This is a genomic window from uncultured Cellulomonas sp. (genome assembly GCF_947494015.1).
Taxonomy (GTDB): domain Bacteria; phylum Actinomycetota; class Actinomycetes; order Actinomycetales; family Cellulomonadaceae; genus Pengzhenrongella.
In genome coordinates, this window is the sequence record NZ_CANLTL010000003.1 from 159,075 (window position 1) to 175,657 (window position 16,583).

The 16,583-nt window shown below is 73.9% G+C and carries 18 protein-coding genes, 1 tRNA gene and 1 other RNA gene; 12 read left to right on the forward strand and 8 right to left on the reverse strand.

Going from position 1 to position 16,583, the window contains the following annotated elements:
* Positions 1-41: 41 nt before the first annotated feature.
* Positions 42-2,783 carry a pyruvate dehydrogenase (acetyl-transferring), homodimeric type gene (gene aceE, locus Q0840_RS04375; RefSeq protein WP_298456831.1) on the reverse strand — a complete coding sequence of 914 codons (2,742 nt, stop codon included), beginning with the start codon at positions 2,781-2,783 and terminating at the stop codon, positions 42-44.
* 283 nt (positions 2,784-3,066) lie between these two features.
* Between aceE and Q0840_RS04380 the strand changes: the two genes are divergently transcribed.
* From Q0840_RS04380 to Q0840_RS04390, 3 genes are all read left to right on the forward strand, one after another.
* Positions 3,067-3,498, forward strand: a complete 432-nt coding sequence (locus tag Q0840_RS04380; RefSeq protein ID WP_298456833.1) for a DUF3052 domain-containing protein — start codon at positions 3,067-3,069, stop codon at positions 3,496-3,498.
* Complete coding sequence (locus tag Q0840_RS04385; RefSeq protein WP_298456835.1) at positions 3,495-3,992, forward strand: peroxiredoxin; 498 nt, start codon at positions 3,495-3,497, stop codon at positions 3,990-3,992. The genes Q0840_RS04380 and Q0840_RS04385 overlap by 4 nt, the downstream gene beginning before the upstream one ends.
* 37 nt (positions 3,993-4,029) lie before the next feature.
* Positions 4,030-4,103: transfer RNA gene (locus Q0840_RS04390), tRNA-Val, on the forward strand.
* A gap of 85 nt (positions 4,104-4,188) precedes the next feature.
* On the opposite strand, the gene Q0840_RS04395 is transcribed toward Q0840_RS04390, so the two are convergent.
* Positions 4,189-5,799, reverse strand: coding sequence for a methyl-accepting chemotaxis protein (locus Q0840_RS04395; RefSeq protein ID WP_298456837.1), 1,611 nt, complete (start codon positions 5,797-5,799; stop codon positions 4,189-4,191).
* 145 nt (positions 5,800-5,944) lie between these two features.
* Here Q0840_RS04395 and Q0840_RS04400 point away from each other — a divergent pair, with 145 nt between their 5' ends.
* Genes Q0840_RS04400 through Q0840_RS04410 form a run of 3 tightly spaced genes read left to right on the forward strand, consistent with a single transcriptional unit; the run spans position 5,945 to position 9,128 of the window.
* Positions 5,945-7,174, forward strand: coding sequence for a Nif3-like dinuclear metal center hexameric protein (locus tag Q0840_RS04400; RefSeq protein WP_298456839.1), 1,230 nt, complete (start codon positions 5,945-5,947; stop codon positions 7,172-7,174).
* On the forward strand, positions 7,171-7,917 hold the full coding sequence (locus Q0840_RS04405) for a zinc ribbon domain-containing protein (protein WP_298456840.1): 747 nt from the start codon (positions 7,171-7,173) through the stop codon (positions 7,915-7,917). Before Q0840_RS04400 ends, Q0840_RS04405 begins: the two co-directional genes overlap by 4 nt.
* 2 nt (positions 7,918-7,919) lie before the next feature.
* Positions 7,920-9,128 carry a bifunctional RNase H/acid phosphatase gene (locus Q0840_RS04410; RefSeq protein WP_298456841.1) on the forward strand — a complete coding sequence of 403 codons (1,209 nt, stop codon included), beginning with the start codon at positions 7,920-7,922 and terminating at the stop codon, positions 9,126-9,128.
* Between the two features lie 48 nt (positions 9,129-9,176).
* On the opposite strand, the gene Q0840_RS04415 is transcribed toward Q0840_RS04410, so the two are convergent.
* On the reverse strand, positions 9,177-9,986 hold the full coding sequence (locus Q0840_RS04415; RefSeq protein ID WP_298456842.1) for a YaaA family protein: 810 nt from the start codon (positions 9,984-9,986) through the stop codon (positions 9,177-9,179).
* Positions 9,987-10,048: 62 nt separating this feature from the next.
* Between Q0840_RS04415 and Q0840_RS04420 the strand changes: the two genes are divergently transcribed.
* The 4 genes from Q0840_RS04420 (at position 10,049) to Q0840_RS04435 (ending at position 11,840) form a co-directional block, all read left to right on the forward strand.
* Entirely contained in the window at positions 10,049-10,435 is a 387-nt protein-coding gene (locus Q0840_RS04420; RefSeq protein WP_298456843.1) for a tautomerase family protein, read from the forward strand.
* Positions 10,436-10,518: 83 nt separating this feature from the next.
* Positions 10,519-10,917, forward strand: an RNA gene (rnpB, locus tag Q0840_RS04425) — RNase P RNA component class A.
* 258 nt (positions 10,918-11,175) lie between these two features.
* Entirely contained in the window at positions 11,176-11,346 is a 171-nt protein-coding gene (locus Q0840_RS04430; protein WP_298456844.1) for a hypothetical protein, read from the forward strand.
* A complete protein-coding gene (locus tag Q0840_RS04435) occupies positions 11,343-11,840 on the forward strand; it encodes a DapH/DapD/GlmU-related protein (protein ID WP_298456845.1) in 498 nt (165 codons plus the stop codon). Before Q0840_RS04430 ends, Q0840_RS04435 begins: the two co-directional genes overlap by 4 nt.
* Before the next feature lie 92 nt (positions 11,841-11,932).
* Here Q0840_RS04435 and Q0840_RS04440 read toward each other — a convergent pair whose 3' ends face one another.
* From Q0840_RS04440 to Q0840_RS04450, 3 genes are all read right to left on the reverse strand, one after another.
* The gene (locus Q0840_RS04440; RefSeq protein WP_298456846.1) at positions 11,933-12,076 is read right to left on the reverse strand and encodes an Rv0909 family putative TA system antitoxin; all 144 of its coding nucleotides are present in this window, start codon (positions 12,074-12,076) and stop codon (positions 11,933-11,935) included.
* 121 nt (positions 12,077-12,197) lie between these two features.
* Positions 12,198-13,628 (reverse strand): glucose-6-phosphate dehydrogenase, encoded by a 1,431-nt coding sequence (locus tag Q0840_RS04445; protein WP_298456847.1) that lies wholly within the window; start codon positions 13,626-13,628, stop codon positions 12,198-12,200.
* A 139-nt stretch (positions 13,629-13,767) separates the two neighbouring features.
* Positions 13,768-14,157 (reverse strand): VOC family protein, encoded by a 390-nt coding sequence (locus tag Q0840_RS04450; RefSeq protein ID WP_298456848.1) that lies wholly within the window; start codon positions 14,155-14,157, stop codon positions 13,768-13,770.
* A gap of 113 nt (positions 14,158-14,270) precedes the next feature.
* On the opposite strand from Q0840_RS04450, the gene Q0840_RS04455 reads away from it, so the two are divergent.
* Positions 14,271-14,516 (forward strand): hypothetical protein, encoded by a 246-nt coding sequence (locus Q0840_RS04455; RefSeq protein WP_298456849.1) that lies wholly within the window; start codon positions 14,271-14,273, stop codon positions 14,514-14,516.
* A gap of 114 nt (positions 14,517-14,630) precedes the next feature.
* Here the strand turns inward: Q0840_RS04455 and ppgK are convergent, their stop codons facing one another.
* Positions 14,631-15,431, reverse strand: coding sequence for a polyphosphate--glucose phosphotransferase (gene ppgK, locus Q0840_RS04460; RefSeq protein WP_298456851.1), 801 nt, complete (start codon positions 15,429-15,431; stop codon positions 14,631-14,633).
* Positions 15,428-16,324, reverse strand: coding sequence for a type I methionyl aminopeptidase (map, locus tag Q0840_RS04465; RefSeq protein ID WP_298456853.1), 897 nt, complete (start codon positions 16,322-16,324; stop codon positions 15,428-15,430). Before map ends, ppgK begins: the two co-directional genes overlap by 4 nt.
* A gap of 65 nt (positions 16,325-16,389) precedes the next feature.
* Between map and Q0840_RS04470 the strand changes: the two genes are divergently transcribed.
* Positions 16,390-16,566 (forward strand): SPOR domain-containing protein, encoded by a 177-nt coding sequence (locus Q0840_RS04470; protein WP_298456855.1) that lies wholly within the window; start codon positions 16,390-16,392, stop codon positions 16,564-16,566.
* Positions 16,567-16,583: the final 17 nt, after the last annotated feature.

Below are 16,583 nucleotides of genomic sequence, written 5' to 3' on the forward strand. Positions count from 1 at the left end.
GGACATCCGGTGACGGGGCCCTCGTCGTCGGGCGGGGGCGGTCAGGCGTCGCCGCCCACGGTGCCCGAGGTCCCGGCGTTCACGTCGTGCAGCCGGTACCGCTCGATCGCCTGCGCCGGCGCACCGGCGTCGACGGCACCCTCGGCCGCGAGCTGCTGGAGCACCCGGACCGCCGTCGACGGGCCGTCGATCTTGAAGAACCGGCGAGCCGCGGCGCGCGTGTCGGAGAACCCGAAGCCGTCGGCGCCCAGCGTCGCGTACCGGCCCGGGACCCACTGCCGCACCTGGTCGGCGACCAGGTGGTCGTAGTCCGTCGTGGCGACGAACGGTCCCTCGGCCCCCTGGAGCGCTCGGGTCAGGTACGCCTGGCGCGCCTCCTCGCCGGGGTTGAGGAAGTTGTGCTCCTCGACGGCGACGCCGTCACGGCGCAGCTCGTTCCAGCTGGTGACCGACCAGACCGCGGCGCGCACGCCCCAGTCGTCGGCGAGCAGCTGGCGGGCCTCGAGCGCCCACGGCACCGCGACCCCGGACGCCAGGATCTGGGCACGGGGACCGTCACCCTCGGCCTCGGCGACGCGGTAGATGCCGCGCAGGATGCCCTCGACGTCCACGCCCTCCGGCTCGGCCGGCTGCACCATCGGCTCGTTGTAGACGGTCAGGTAGTACAGCACGTTGGGGTCCCGGTCGTCGTTGCCGTACATCCGCTGGATGCCGTCGCGGACGATGTGGCGCAGCTCGTAGCCGTACGCCGCGTCGTAGTGCACGACGTGCGGCATGGTCTGCGCCAGCAGCGGGGAGTGGCCGTCGGCGTGCTGCAGCCCCTCACCGGTCAGCGTGGTGCGGCCGGCGGTGGCGCCGATGAGGAAGCCGCGGGCCATCTGGTCGCCGGCCGCCCAGAACTGGTCCCCGGTCCGCTGGAAGCCGAACATCGAGTAGTAGAAGTAGAACGGGATGAGCGGCTCGCCGTGCGTGGCGTACGACGTGCCGACCGCCTGGAACGCGGACGCCGACCCGGCCTCGTTGATGCCGGTGTGCATGATCTGCCCGGCCTCGGACTCCTTGTACGACAGCATCAGCTCGCGGTCGACGGCGAGGTAGTTCTGACCCTGGGTGTTGAAGATCTTGGCCGACGGGAAGATCGAGTCCAGGCCGAACGTGCGGGCCTCGTCGGGGATGATCGGCACGATCCGGTGGCCGAACTCCTTGTCCTTGACCAGGTCCTTGAACAGGCGCACCAGCGCCATGGTCGTGGCGACCTCCTGATGGCCCGAGCCCTTGGCCAGCAGCTCGTACGCCTTGTCGCCCGGCAGGGTCAGCGCGGTGTGCTCGGTGCGCCGTTCCGGCACGAAGCCACCGAGCTTGCGCCGGCGCTCGAGCATGTACTGGATCTCCGGGGCGTCCGGGCCGGGGTGGAAGTACGGCGGGACGTACGGGTTCTCGTCGATCTGCTCGTCGGTGATCGGGATGTGCAGCGAGTCCCGCAGCGTCTTGAGGTCGTCGGACTTGAGCTTCTTCATCTGGTGGGTCGAGTTGCGCCCGGCGAAGCCCGAGCCGAGCCCGTAGCCCTTGATGGTGTGGGCCAGGATCACGGTCGGCTGGCCGGTGTGCGCCATGGCGGCGGAGTAGGCCGCGTACAGCTTGCGGTAGTCGTGCCCGCCGCGCTTGAGCGCCCAGATCTCGTCGTCCGACATCTTGTCCACGAGCTGCTTGGTGCGCGGGTCGCGCCCGAAGAAGTTCTCCCGGATGAAGCCGCCGCTCTCGGCCCGGTAGGTCTGGAAGTCACCGTCCGGGGTGATGTTCATCAGGTTGACCAGCGCGCGGTCCTTGTCCGCCTGCAGCAGCGCGTCCCACTCGCGGCCCCACACGACCTTGATGACGTTCCAGCCTGCGCCGCGGAACTGCGCCTCGAGCTCCTGGATGATCTTGCCGTTGCCCCGGACCGGGCCGTCGAGGCGCTGCAGGTTGCAGTTGACGACGAAGGTGAGGTTGTCCAGCTGCTGGTTCGCCGCGAGCTGCAGCATGCCGCGGCTCTCCGGCTCGTCCATCTCGCCGTCGCCGAGGAACGCCCACACGTGCTGCTGGGACGTGTCCTTGATGCCGCGCAGGTGCAGGTAGCGGTTCGTCCAGGCCTGGTAGATCGCGCCCGACGGGCCCAGGCCCATCGAGACGGTCGGGAACTCCCAGAAGTCCGGCAGCAGGCGCGGGTGCGGGTAGGACGGCAGGCCGTGGCCCTCCTTGGACTTCTCCTGACGGAAGCCGTCCAGGTCCTCGGCGGACATCCGGCCCTCGAGGTACGCGCGGGCGTACACCCCGGGTGAGGCGTGCCCCTGGAAGAACACCTGGTCCCCGCCACCGGGGTGGTCCTTGCCGCGGAAGAAGTGGTTCAGGCCGACCTCGTACAGCGTCGCCACCGACGCGTAGGAGGAGATGTGCCCGCCGACGCCGATCTCGGGACGCTGGGCGCGCGTCACCATGACGGCGGCGTTCCAGCGGATCCACGAGCGGTAGCGGCGCTCGAGGACCTCGTCACCGGGGAAGTACGGCTCGTCGTCGACGCCGATCGTGTTCACGTAGGGGGTGTTCAGGGATCCCGGGACGGCGATGCTCCGCTCCCGCGCCCGCTTGAGCAGGCTGAGCAGCATGTACCGCGCCCGCGGCCCGCCCTTGTCCTCGATCAGACCGTCGAGGGACTCGAGCCACTCGCTGGTCTCCGCCGGATCGATGTCCGGGACCTGGCTGAGCAGACCGTTGATCAGCGGTCCTGTCTCGTCGAACGAAGCCACCAGTGCTCCTTGCCTTGTTCCGCACCGTGAAGCCGGTCGGCCCCGGTGCATCCCCGCAGTCGCCGCTGGTGCGTTCGCGCCCTCGACGATCGGTGTTGCCCCCATTGTCGGACCAGGCGGCAGGGAAAGTCACACCGAGCCTGCGGGGGCAGGCGTGACGTCGACGACACCCCGGCGGCTGTGGCGCTTGCCACACGCCCCGTGGGTGAGGTGGGCTAGCGTGTGCGAACGCCCCACCGGTCGCGGTGCGGGCGCCGGCGACGAGAAGGGAACGGAACTGCACGTGGCTTCCACCGCGAGCCCGACGGATGACGCGGGGTCCAAGGCAGCGAGCCGGCTCGGGTTCACGTCGGGTCAGATCATCCAGGAGTTCGGCTGGTCCGACGACACCGACGACGAGCTGCGCGCCGCCATCGAGGCGACCACCGGGACCGAGCTGGTCGACGAGGACTACGACGACGTGACCGACGGCGTGGTGCTGTGGTGGCGCGACGGGGACGGCGACCTCGCCGACGCCCTGGTCGACGTGCTCACCGTGCTCGACGACGCCGGTCTGGTCTGGGTCTTCACCCTCAAGGCGGGGCGCCCCGGCCACGTGGGCCACAGCGAGATCGAGGAGGCCGCGACGACCGCGGGCCTGCACGCGACGAGCACGTTCTCGATCGCGGCGGACTGGTCGGCCACGCGGCTGGGCAACCGCGGTCGCGGTCGTTGACCGTCCCGCGCACCGGCAGCGGTGTGCCCGCTCCCGGTGACCTGGCTCCCGACGTCACGCTGACGGACACCCACGGCTCGCCCGTGCGGCTGTCCGAGCTGCGCGGCGAGCCGCTGCTGCTGGTGTTCGTCCCGTTCGCGTTCTCGGGGATCTGCACCGGTGAGCTGTGCGAGCTGCGCGACAACCTGACCGTCTTCGCCGACGCCGGGGTGCGCCTGCTCGTGGTCTCGTGCGACCCGGTGCACGCCCTGCGGGCCTGGGGCGAGCAGGAGGGCTACACGTTCGACCTGCTGTCGGACTTCTGGCCGCACGGCGCGGCGGCGAGCGCCTACGGCGTCTTCGACGACGCGCGCGGCCGGTCCCTGCGCGGCAGCTTCCTCGTCGACGCCGACGGCGTCGTGCGTTGGGCCGTGGTCAACCCCGCCGGGCAGGCGCGCTCGCTCGACGGCTACCGCGAGGCGCTCACCCGGCTGGCTCCGGCCGGCCCCCGCTGAGGGCCCGCCGACTCGGTAGGCTGGTCCACCGCACGTCGGGCCTGTAGCTCAGCTGGTCAGAGCGCCGCGTTTACACCGCGGAGGTCGCCGGTTCGAAACCGGCCGGGCCCACCGACGACAACCCACGGCGGGCGACGCCGGCGGTGCGCTCGGCACAGCGGCCCGGTGCCGGGCGCGTTCCCGTCCGCCGTGGCCCTCAGTAGGTGAACTGCTCCACCCGCCGCCGCAGCGACGCCGCGAGGCCGGCCAGCTCGTCGACGGCGTCGCCCATCTGGGCGACGACATCCGTCGACTGCTGGGCCGCGGCGGCCACGGTGGTGATGTTGGCGGCGATCTCACCGGAGCCGGTCGCGGCCTCGGTGACACTGCGGCTCATCTCGTTGGTCGTGGCCGTCTGCTCCTCGACCGCCGAGGCGATGGTGAGCTGGTAGTCGTTGATGGAGCCGACGATGGCGGAGATCTCGCCGATCGCGGCCACCGCGCCGGTCGCGTCGATCTGGATCGCCTCGACCCGGCGGGCGATGTCCTCGGTCGCCCGAGCCGTCTCCTGTGCGAGCTCCTTGACCTCGCCCGCGACCACCGCGAAGCCCTTGCCGGCCTCGCCCGCCCGCGCCGCCTCGATGGTCGCGTTGAGCGCGAGGAGGTTCGTCTGCTCGGCGATCGAGTTGATCGCCTTGATGACCTGGCCGATCTCGCTCGACGAGACCCCGAGCTTGGCCACGGTGTCGTTCGTGGTGAGCGCCATCTGGGTGGCCCGTGCTGCAACCTGCGCCGCCTCCGAGGAGCTCTGCGCGATCTCGCGGATCGACGTGCTCATCTCCTCCGCGCCGGCGGCCACCGCCTGCACGTTGCGGGAGACCTGCTCGGCGGCGGAGGCGACGACACCAGCCTGCGCCGACGTCTCCTCGGAGCCGGTCGCGACCTGGTTGGACGACGCCGAGAGCTCCTCGGCCGCGGCCGCGACCGTCTGCGAGGACTCCACGACCTGCCTCATGACCTCCCGCAGGCTCACCTGTGCGGCCGCGAGCGACGCCGCCATGCGACCGACCTCGTCGCGCGAGTCGATGTCGGCGTCCACCGTGAGGTCGCCGTCCGCGAGTCCGTCCAGCGCGTGCTGCACACGGGCGAGGTTGCGCACGATGCGGCGGCTGACCACGACGCTGAGCGCGGTGGCCACCAGCAGCCCGAGACCTACCGCGATGACGATGACGCGGATGGCGTCCGACGTCGCCGTGTCGGCGGCGGTGGTCATGGCCTGGGCCTCGGCCAGGTGAGCGTCCGTCTCCGCCTTCATGACGTCGAGGACGGCGGTCGTCTGCTGCGTGCGCAGCTCGGTGGCGAGCGAGGTGTACAGCGCCATGTCCCCCGAGTCGGCGGCGGGCAGGACCTGCTGCGTGGCGGTCGTGTAGTAGTCGTCGAGCCCCGCTTGGAGCTCCGCCATCCCGGCCTCACCGCTCGCCATCGGGGCGTACTCCTCGAGCAGCGCCCGCAGGTCGCCCTGGCGAGTCCTCAGCTCGTCCAGCAGGACGGCGCGGTACTCGGCGTCGGCGGCTGCGTACTGCAGGTGTCGCGCCCGGTCGCCCTGGAAGCTGCGCTGGATCTCGGTGAGCGCGCTGAGCGGCGCGACGCTGTCGTCGTAGATCTCCTGGGCGTCGTCCGCCAGCTGGCTCAGGCGTGCGACGGAGAGGACCGACACCAGCACGGCGACGAGGGCCAGCGCGCCGACGGCAGCGGTCAGCTTGACGGCTACGGGCAGGTCGGCGAAGCCGCGGCGGCGCGGGGAGCCGGACCGGGGTGTGGATGACATGGCGGTGATCCTTCGTCGTCGAGGCGCGCGGGCACCTGCCTCATCGACCGCAGCGACCGGAGAATGATGCCCTGCCGCCAGGTGGCCGCCGGCCGGGCCGGTCGGTCGGTCCCGGCCGTCGGACCGCGCCGGTAGCGTTCACGCCGTGACACAGGACGGCCCCACCTCCGACCACGACCGACCACCGACCCTGGCCGACGTGGTGGCCTGCCTCGAGCGGCGGTACCCGCCACGCACGGCCGAGGCCTGGGACGCCGTCGGCCTGGTGACCGGGGACCCGGGTCAGCCGGTGCGCCGCGTGCTGTTCGCCGTCGACCCCACCGCCGCCGTCGTCGACGAGGCGGTCGAGTGGGGGGCGGACCTGCTCGTCACGCATCACCCGCTGCTGCTGCGGCCGGTGCACTCCGTCGCGGCGACGAGCGTCAAGGGGGCACTGGTCCACCGGCTGGCCCGCGCCGGCGTCGCGCTGCACGTGGCCCACACCAACGCGGACGCCGCGGACGGGGGAGTGGCCCACGCGCTGGCCGACGTCGTCGGGCTGGTCGACCTCGAGCCGCTGGTGGCGCTGCCGGGTGACCCGCTCGACAAGCACGTCGTCTTCGTCCCCGACGCGCACGCCGAGGCGGTGCTCGACGCGATGGCCGACGCCGGCGCCGGGCGGATCGGGGACTACTCCCGTGCGGCGTGGCTCGCGTCCGGGACGGGCACCTTCCTGCCGGGGCCCGCAGCGCGCCCGGCGGTCGGGACCCCGGGCGTCGTCGAGCGCGTCGCCGAGACCCGGGTCGAGACCGTCGCGCCGCGCCGGCTGCGCGAGCGCGTCGTGGCGGCGATGCGCGCGGTGCACCCGTACGAGGAGCCGGCGTTCGACGTCGTCGAGCTGGCCGTGGCCGACCGCGCGACCGGCACCGGACGGGTGGGGCGCCTGCCGCGCCCGCTGACCCTGCGGGCGTTCGGCGAGCAGGTGGCGGCGGCGCTGCCGGCCACCGAGCAGGGGGTGCGCCTGGCCGGGGACCTCGACGCGCCGGTCGAGCGGGTCGCCGTCGTGGGAGGGTCGGGCGACTCCCTGTTCGACGCGGTCCGGGCCAGCGGCGCGGACGCCTACCTGACGGCGGACCTGCGCCACCACCCGGCCTCCGAGCTGCGCGAGCGCGCCGAGTTCGCCGCCACCGGCGACGGCGTGCGCCGCCCGTTCCTGGTGGACGTCGCCCACTTCGCCAGCGAGTGGCCGTGGCTGCCCCGCGCCGCCGCGGACCTGCGAGCCGACCTGGCGGCGACCTCCGCGGGCGGCACTACGGTGGACACGCGCGTGAGCACGCTGCGGACGGATCCGTGGACCGCGCGCCTCGCCTCGCCGTCGGAAGGACCCCGCCCGTGACCACCGCCCCTGCCGAGGACCAGCGCCGGTTGCTCGACGTCCAGGCCCTGGACACCCGCACCTCGCAGCTGGCCCACCAGCGCCGCACGCACCCGTCGCTGGCCCGGCTGACCGAGCTCGACGGCCGGCTCGCCGACGTCGAGACGTCCCTGGTGGCGTCCCGCACCGCGGTGCGGGACCTGCGCCGGGAGCTGGCCAAGGCGGAGGCGGACGTGGAGCAGGTGCGCTCCCGGGCAGACCGCGACCGCGCCCGGATGGACTCCGGCCGGGGCAGCGCCAAGGACATGCAGGCGCTGGCCAGCGAGCTGACGGCGCTCGGCCGGCGCCAGGGCGAGCTGGAGGAGGTCGAGCTGGAGATCATGGAGCGGCTCGAGGCGCACGAGGCGGCGCTGGCCGAGCTCGACGCGGCCGCCGACGTCATCCGCGGCCAGCACGCCGAGGCGGTGACCGAGCGCGACGCGGCGTTCGCGACCATCGACGCCGAGGCCGAGCAGGTCGCCGGGCAGCGGGCCGAGCTCGCGCAGGGACTGGACGCCGGCCTCGTCGCGCTCTACGACCGGCTGCGCGGGCAGCTCGGCGGGCTCGGCGCGGCGGCGCTGCGCGGACGCCGGTGCGAGGGGTGCCGTCTGGAGCTCAACCCCATGGACGTCGAGGCGATCCGTCGGGCCGCGCCTGAGCAGGTGGCCCGGTGCGAGGAGTGCGGGCGGATCCTCGTCCGCCTGCCCGAGCCGGCGAAGGCCTGACGGTGGCGCGCCGGCAGCTGGTCGTCGAGGCCGACGGCGGCTCGCGCGGCAACCCGGGACCCGCCGGCTACGGCGCCCTGGTCCGCGACGCGGTGACCGGCGAGGTGCTGGCCGAGCGTGCCGACCACCTCGGCGTGGCGTCGAACAACGTGGCCGAGTACTCCGGGCTCGTCGCCGGGCTGCGGGTGGCGATGGAGATCGACCCGCAGGCGCGGGTCGAGGTGCGGATGGACTCCCGGCTGGTCGTCGAGCAGATGTCGGGCCGCTGGCAGATCAAGCACGAGGACATGCGCCGCCTCGCCGCCGAGGCGCGGGCCGTCGCCCCCGCGGGGCAGGTCCGCTACACGTGGGTGCCGCGCGCCGAGAACTCTGCCGCGGACGCCCTGGCCAACGAGGCCATGGACCACCGGGTGCCCGTCGTGCGTGGTCCGGGCGCCGGGCGGACCGCCGCGGACGACGGGTCCGGCTCGGACCTCACGCCCGACCAGCCGCAGCACCGGGCGCAGGACCAGGCGCAGGGCGCGGTCGCGGGCAGCGCCGCCACCGGCACGCCGGACCGGCCGGCCGCCGCCGAGCCGCTCACGGTGATCCTGGTCCGGCACGGCGAGACGCCCATGACGGTCACCCGGGCGTACTCCGGCTCGTCGGTGGTCGGGCCGTCGCTCACCGAGCGGGGGCGGCAGCAGGCCACCCGTGCCGCTGCGCTGGTGGAGTCGGTGACGGAGGACGAGTGGGGCGACGTGCCGCCGACCAGCGAGGTGCTCGCCTCGCCGATGACCCGCACCCAGGAGACGGCGGCCGCCATCGCCGAGCGGCTCGGCCTGCCCGTGCGCACCGAGCCGCTGGTGGCCGAGTGCGACTTCGGGGAGTGGGAGGGGCTCACCGCGGCGCAGATCGACGAGCGCTGGCCGGGTGAGCTGGAGCGGTGGCACGAGGACGCCAGTGTGCGCGCGCCGGGTGGGGAGTCCATCGAGGACGTCGGCGGGCGGATGCGGACCGCCCTGGAGCTGCTGCGCGCGGGCGGCGTCGGGCGCACGGTCGTGGTGGTCACCCACTCGGTGTCGGTGCGCTCGGCGGTCGGCGTCGCCATCGGCGCCAACTCCTCCGCGTGGGCGCGCATCCGGGTCGCGCCCGCGTCGGTGAGCATCATCCGGATGTGGTCGGACGGCAAGAACGAGGTCACCGTCGTCGGGGCGCCGTCGGGCGCCTGAGCCCGCACGGACGGCACCGGGGGCCCCGGGACGCCCCCCGCGGACCGCTCAGGCGACCGTGAGCGTGAGGACGTGCGCCCCGCCGCGCGCCGGCGCGCGCAGCTCGGCGTCGAGGAGCGGGCCGCCGACCAGGCCGCGGGCGACCTCGAGCAGATCCGACGGCGACGACGGTTCGGGACCGGCGCCGAGCAGGTGGCGCGTGAGCACACCGCGGGTGTGCTTGGCGTGGTGGGAGACCACCGTCCGCCGCCCGTCGACCTCCCGCAGCACGCGGACGGTCACCCAGGCGGAGCCGGCCGGGGGGCGCCACGCGGCGGCGTAGGCCGTGGACCGGCAGTCCACGACCAGCCGGCCGACGCGCCTGGGGCCACCGCCCGGCAGTCCGCCGTCGGTCCCGGCGTCGAGCTCCGCCGACAGCAGCGGGCGCCACGAGCGGGCGAGCGGGCCGACCCCGGGCAGGTCGACCCTCATGGACAGCCGGTAGGCCGGGATGCGGTCGTCGGGGGACACCAGCCCCCACAGCGCGGAGACCACCCGGACCGACCGCGCCGCCCGGGCGCGGGCGTCGTCGGGCAGCGTGCCGAGGCCCGCGGCGGCGAACAGCACACCGGTGTAGACCTCGGCCGCCGGCGCCGCGGGCTCCCGGCGCAGACGCGTGTTGCGCTCCACCTCGGGGGCCAGACCGGGGCCCGTGCCGAGCACCCGGGCGGCGTCGGGGTGCGCGCTGACCTTGGCGAGCGCGTCCAGGACCGCGAGGCGGTGCTCGGTCAGCCGGGGGTGGCTCAACGTCGGGGCGTCCAACGGTGCGCCGTCCGCGGGTGCGGTCTTGCCCTCCGAGGGCGGCAGCAGCACGAGCACCCGCAGAACTCTAGGCTGCGACGCGCCCGGGGCACGCGGCCCGCGGGCGGACGGGGGCCGATGTGACGCAGGTCAAGATCTACGGGCGGCGTGACGTCTGGGCGGGACGCCAGCGCGAGGTGTCGGACGCGCTCCAGGCGGCGCTGGTGACGGCATGGGACCTGCCGGCCGCCAAGCGCTTCCACCGGTTCCTGCTGCTGGACGACGACGACCTCGTCGCACCGGGCCGGTCGCCGGCGTACCTGGTCGTGGAGCTCGTCGCCTTCACCGGCCGCAGCGACGCCGCCGTCCGCCGGCTGATGACCGCCCTGAACGACGACGTCGCCCCCGCGCTCGGCCTCGCGGCGGACGACCTCGAGGCGGTGCTGATCGAGGTGCCCGCGTCCCGGTGGGCGATCCGGGGGGTGGTCGGCGACGAGCTGTCCTTGGACTACCGCGTCGACGTCTGACGCCCTGCCGCGCCGGTGCCGCCGCTGTGCGCGCGGCGGTGCGCGGTGACCCGGGCGGGACGGCGCTAAGGTGGGCTCGCGGATGAGCTGGCCGGGCGGCCGCGTTCCCCGAGGCGCGAGCGGAGGGGACCGAGGAACGTCCGGGCTCCACAGGGCAGGGTGGTGGGTAACTCCCACCCGGGGTGACCCGCGGGACAGTGCCACAGAAAGCAGACCGCCGGTGCGAGGGCCCTCCGGGGCCTGCGCACCGGTAAGGGTGAAACGGTGGTGTAAGAGACCACCAGCGTGCCGGGTGACCGGTGCGGCTCGGTAAACCCCACCCGGAGCAAGGTCAGACAGGGAGCGTTCGAGGGCGGCCCGCCCGAGCTCCCGGGTAGACCGCTGGAGGCGTGCGGCAACGTACGTCGTAGATGGATGGTCGCCACCCGCGCGGGGGCAACCGCGCGCGGGGACAGAACCCGGCGTACAGGCCAGCTCATCCGCACTCCTCCCCGCCCTGACGCCCTGACGTGCAGAGACCTCGCTGGTGCAAGATCCGTCGGGGGCTGCGGCGGCCGCGCTCCGTGCTCGATCGCCGTGCACCGACCTCCATCAGCACGACCTGGTCGCCCGCGGTGAGCCGCAGCGCCGCGCATGGCGCGATGCGCCCGGCACCCATCGGACGAACGAGCCCGGCACGTCGGGGTGAAAACCCGCCCAGACGTCCGGGAGCCCTGGTCCGACGTGGCAAGGTGACCGGCATGCCCGCGATCGCCTACACCGTCGCAGTCCTGCTCCTGGTCGTGTGTCTCGTCTCGGCGGCGCTCGGTCGTGGGTCCGCGGCCGGTGACAGTGCCGGCAGGGTGCTCGTGACGACCCTGACCGGCTCCCTCGCGGTCGTCACCTTCGCGATCACCGCTGTCACCGCATGAGCACGGCAGCACGGGACCTCCTGGTGAACGGCGTGGCCGCGTCCGCGCTGGTCCCCAACAAGCACCGGTGGCGGCTGCTGCGCGCCTACGGGCTCACCGTCGAGCCGTGCACCGTCGCCGCCGGCGTCTGGATCGGATCCCGCACCGTGACGATCGGCCGCGGGGCCTACGTCAACCGCGGCGTCATGCTCGACGGGTCCGCGCCCATCAGGATCGGCGCACGGGTCTACATCGGGTTCCAGGCCACCATCATCACCAGCTCCCACGACATCGGCGGCCCCGAGCGCCGCGCCGGCGCAGCCGCGCCGCTCCCGGTGGTCATCGGGGACGGGGCGTGGATCGGTGCCGCCGCGCGCATCCTGCCCGGCGTGACCATCGGTGCCGGCGCTGTCGTGGCGGCCGGGGCGGTCGTCACGAAGGACGTAGCGGCGCACACCGTGGTCGCAGGTGTTCCCGCCACCACGGTGCGCGAGCTCGGGCCGGCCGAGGCCTAGCACCGACGACGTGCCGGCGTCCGTCCCGGGCGCCCCGTTGACACCGCGGCGCCCCGCCCACGGTGGTGGACGGGGCGCGGCGGGTGGTCGGGCTACCTGCCGATCTTGTCGTCGGCGGACTTCTCCGCCTTGTCGATCTGCGCGCCGCCCTTGCCGCCGGTCTTGGTCTCGGCCGCGTCACCGGCCTTCTGGATCCCGGCGTCGCTGGCCTTCTCCGTCATGTCGTCCATGCCCATGTGCTCGCTCCTTCGCTGCTGCCGCCGGGGCGGCCGGTCGGCCTGCCCCGGCGATCAGTGTCGGACGGCGCGGCCGGTCCCGCACCGCGAGCGCACCGGCGCCCCCGCGCGGCCACCGGCCCTAGCTCTGCTCCGCCGCGGGCAGCGCCTCGCTGACCTCGGTGGGTGCCCTGACGGCGCTCGGCGGGCCGTCGCTCCCGGCGGCGTACTCCACCAACGGCGACGCGCCGTCGGCCCAGCCGGCGAGGATCGGCTCGACGATCCGCCAGGCCTCCTCGGCCTCGTGGGCGCGCGCCGACAGCCGGGTGTCGCCGTCCAGGATCGCGAGGATGAGCTGCCCGTACGGGGTCGGCGCCTGCCGCGGCAGCTCGATGCCCATCGCGACGGTCTCCAGGTCGAACGGGTCGCCCATGCCGTTGATGTTGACGCTCAGCCACATCTGGTCCGGGTCGAGCTCCAGGCGCAGCTCGTTCGCGTCCGCGCCGGGGAAGACGGAGTCCTCGAGCGGCCGGAAGTGCACGACGACCTCGCGCCGGTCCAGGCCGAGCGCCTTGCCGGTGCGCAGCCGGAACGGCACGCCCTGCCAGCGCGGGGTGTCCAGGTGCAGGGTCACCTCGGTGTAGGTCTCGATCCCGCGTGCGGGGTCGACCCCGGGCGCATCGACGTAGGCGCCGACCTGCCGGGTGTCGCCGTTCCTGCTGACCGTTCCGGCCGTGTAGCGGGCACGCACCGTGTGCTGGTCGACGTCGTCGCGGGTCAGGGTCCGCACGGCCCGCAGCACCTCGACCTTGCGGGCGGACAGGTCCTGCGGGTCCAGGCTGCGCGGCGGCTCCATCGCGATGAGGGTCAGCATCTGCAGCAGGTGGTTCTGCACCATGTCGCGCAGCGCACCCGAGCGGTCGAAGTACGCCGCCCGCGCCTGGGCGTCGACCGTCTCGTCGAAGACGATGTCGATGCTCTCGACCTGGTCACGGCTCCACAGCGGCTCCAGGACCCGGTTGGCGAACCGCAACCCGATGATGTTGAGCACCGTCTGCTTGGCCAGGAAGTGGTCGACCCGGAACACCTGGTCCTCGTCGAGCACCTCGGCGAGCGCGGCGTTGAGCTCGCGCGCGCCGGCGAGGTCCCGCCCGAAGGGCTTCTCGACGACCACGCGCAGCGACTCCGGACGGTCCACCTGCCCCAGCGCGGAGATCACCCGCAGGAACAGCACGTGCGGCAGGGCGAGGTACAGCACGACCGGGTCCGGGCTGCCGCCGTGCTCGGCGAGCGCAGCGGTGAGGGTCGCGGGGTCCGTCACGTCGCCCCGGACGTAGCTGGACCGGCCGACGACGGCGGCGCGCGCCTCGGCGGCGACCTTGGGGGCGTGGTCGGTCAGGCTCGCCTCGACGTGCGCGCGGAACGACGCGTCGTCATGGTCGTCGTCGGCAACACCCACCAGGCGCACGTCCTGGTCGAGCAGGTCGCGCTCGACCAGCTGGCCGATCGCCGGCAGCAGGTAGCGGGCGGTGAGGTCGCCGGTGGCGCCCAGGATGATGATGGTCGCACTCATCGATGTCTCCCCTCGGTCGCGCGCCCGGGGTGGCGGCGTCCCTCGACCATCCTTGGGGAGGGGGGACCCCGTGTCGCGTCGAGGCGACCGGGCGCGGCCGCCGCGGGGCGCCCGCCGCGGACGCCGGGTGGCGCCGGGTTCAGCCGGCCGCCGCCTGCGCGGCGGCGAGCTGGGCCGGGGTGCTGCGCAGCAGGCAGAACTCGTTGCCCTCGGGGTCGGCCAGCACGACCCACGGGACGTCGCCCTGGCCGATGTCGACCCGGCGGGCGCCGTGCGCGAGCAGTCGCGCGAGCTCGTGCGCCTGGTCCGACCCGTCCGGTGGTCGCACGTCCAGGTGCAGCCGGTTCTTGACCGACTTCGCCTCCGGAACCCGCAGGAAGAGCAGCTCGGGCAGGCCCGACCCGAGCTGGACCGCGACCTCGTCGTCGTCGGCGGCGTCGAGCGTGCCGCCCACCACCCCCTGCCACCACGTGGCCTGCGCGAGCGGGTCGAGGGCGTCGACGGCGAGCTGGCTGATCACGAGAGGCATGCGGCGACGGTAGCGAGCCGCCGCCGGCCGGCGCACCCCGTGGGGCCGTGCGCATCGCCGGCGCCGCCCCCGTCGTGTCGCGGACGACGCCGGCTCGCGACACGATGAACGCCATGACGACCTACCACGCCCGACTCAACGCACCCATCGGCGGACGCGCCCTCGAGGCCTTCGAGGCCGAGGTGGACGCCCTGCCCGGCGACTTCACCCGCGGCCCCGTCGGTGACGTCCAGGGACAGACCGCGACCGTGCTGGTCACCTTCGAGGCGGACGACGAGACGGACGCCGAGCGCCGGCTCGGCCTCATGGTCACCGAGCTCGCCGGCGCGACCGGCCACCTCGTGCAGACGTCCGACTGACCGCACCGACGACCGCACCGTTCGACCGCACCGATCGAGGTCCGCACCTCGACCCGCTCGTCGACGTCGTGCCGGCGCCTGTCCACCGGGCGCCGGCACGGCCCGCCGCACCCGCTACGGGGCGTTCTCGCCCGGGACGGTGACCCCGGCCGCCCGCGCCGCGAGCGCGGCAGCGCCCACGATGCCCGCGGCGTTGCGCAGCTGGGCGGGCACGATCGGGGCCCGCAGGTGCAGCAGCGGCAGGAACTTCTCGTGGTGCTTGCTCACCCCGCCGCCGACGACGATCAGGTCGGGCCAGAGCAGGTCCTCGACCACGGCGTAGTAGCGCTGCAGGCGCTGGGCCCACTCCTCCCAGGACAGGTCGTCGCGCTCGCGGGCCGACTCCGCGGCCTGCGTCTCGGCGTCGTGCCCGTCGATCTCCAGGTGCCCCAGCTCCAGGTTGGGCACCAGCACGCCCTCGACCACCATGGCCGTGCCGATGCCGGTCCCCAGGGTGGTGAGCAGGGTGACCCCGCGCGACCCGCGGGCGGCGCCGTGGACCGCCTCGGCGTACCCGGCGGCGTCGGCGTCGTTCACGGCCACGACCGGCCGGCCGAGCGCCTGCCCGACGACGTGCTCGATGTTCGTGCCGATCCACGAGCTGTCCACGTTGGCGGCGCTGCGCGCGACGCCGTGCTGGACGACCGCCGGGAACGTGACCCCCACCGGGACGTCGTCGGGCAGGTCGAACGAGCGCACCACCTCGGCGACGACGCGCGCGACGTTGTCCGGGGTCGACTCGTCCGGGGTCGGGATGCGCACGCGGTCCGCGGCGAACTCGCCGGTGCGCAGGTCGACCGGGGCGCCCTTGATGCCGCTCCCGCCGATGTCGATCCCGAAGGCCGTGGGTGTGGTGTCGTCCTTGTCTTTGCTCATGGCAGGGTCAGGATCTCCGCTCCGGTGTCGGTGACGAGAAGGGTGTGCTCGAACTGGGCGGTGAGACTGCGGTCCGCGGTCAGGACGGTCCAGCCGTCGTCCCACTGGGTCCACTCGTGGGTGCCCAGGGTGAGCATCGGCTCGATGGTGAACACCATGCCGGGCTCGATCACCGTGTCGTACATCGGCGCGGCGTCGTAGTGCGGGATCACCAGTCCGCTGTGGAAGCTCTCCCCGACGCCGTGCCCGGTGTAGTCCCGGACGACGCCGTAGCCGAACCGGCGGGCGTACTTCTCGATGACCCGCCCGATGACGTTGACCTCACGGCCGGGGACGACCGCCTTGATGGCGCGCGCGAGCGACTCCTCGGTGCGCGAGACCAGCAGCGCCGTCTCCTCGGCCAGCTCGCCCACGCCGAAGGTCGCGTTGTTGTCCCCGTGCACACCCCCGATGTAGGCGGTGACGTCGACGTTGACGATGTCGCCGTCGAGAAGCACGGTGGAGTCGGGGATGCCGTGGCAGATCACCTCGTTCACCGACGTGCACAGCGACTTGGGGAAGCCGCGGTACCCGAGCGTGGAGGGGTAGGCGCCGTGGTCGAGCAGGAACTCGTGGCCGACCCGGTCCAGCTCGTCGGTGGTCACCCCCGGCCGGACGGCCCGGCCCACCTCGGCCAGCGCCTGCGCCGCGATCCGCGCCGCGACCCGGATCCGCTCGACCACCTCGGGGCTCTTGACGTCGCTGCCGGTGAACGGCGTCGGCGCGGGTCGCCCGACGTACTCGGGACGCTCGATCGACGCCGGCACCGGCCGGCGGGGGGACACCCTGCCCGGCGTGACCGGCCGGCTCGTGGTGCTCCTCGTGGTGCTCCTCGTGGTGCTCGGGGACGACATGGCTGGCAGTCTACGAGGGGACGGACCGACCGGTCGGACGGACGCCAGGCGGCGAGGGGACGACGATGACCGAGGGTGAGACCGAGTACTGGTACAACACCGCCACGCACGAGGTCGAGGAGGGCCGACGCAGCTCGTGGCGCAACCTCATGGGTCCCTACCCGACCCGCGCAGCGGCCCAGGCGGCGCTCGACCTCGCGGCCGCCCGCACCGAGGCGTGGGACGAGGAGGACCGGCGCTGACCCGCGCGGCGCACCCG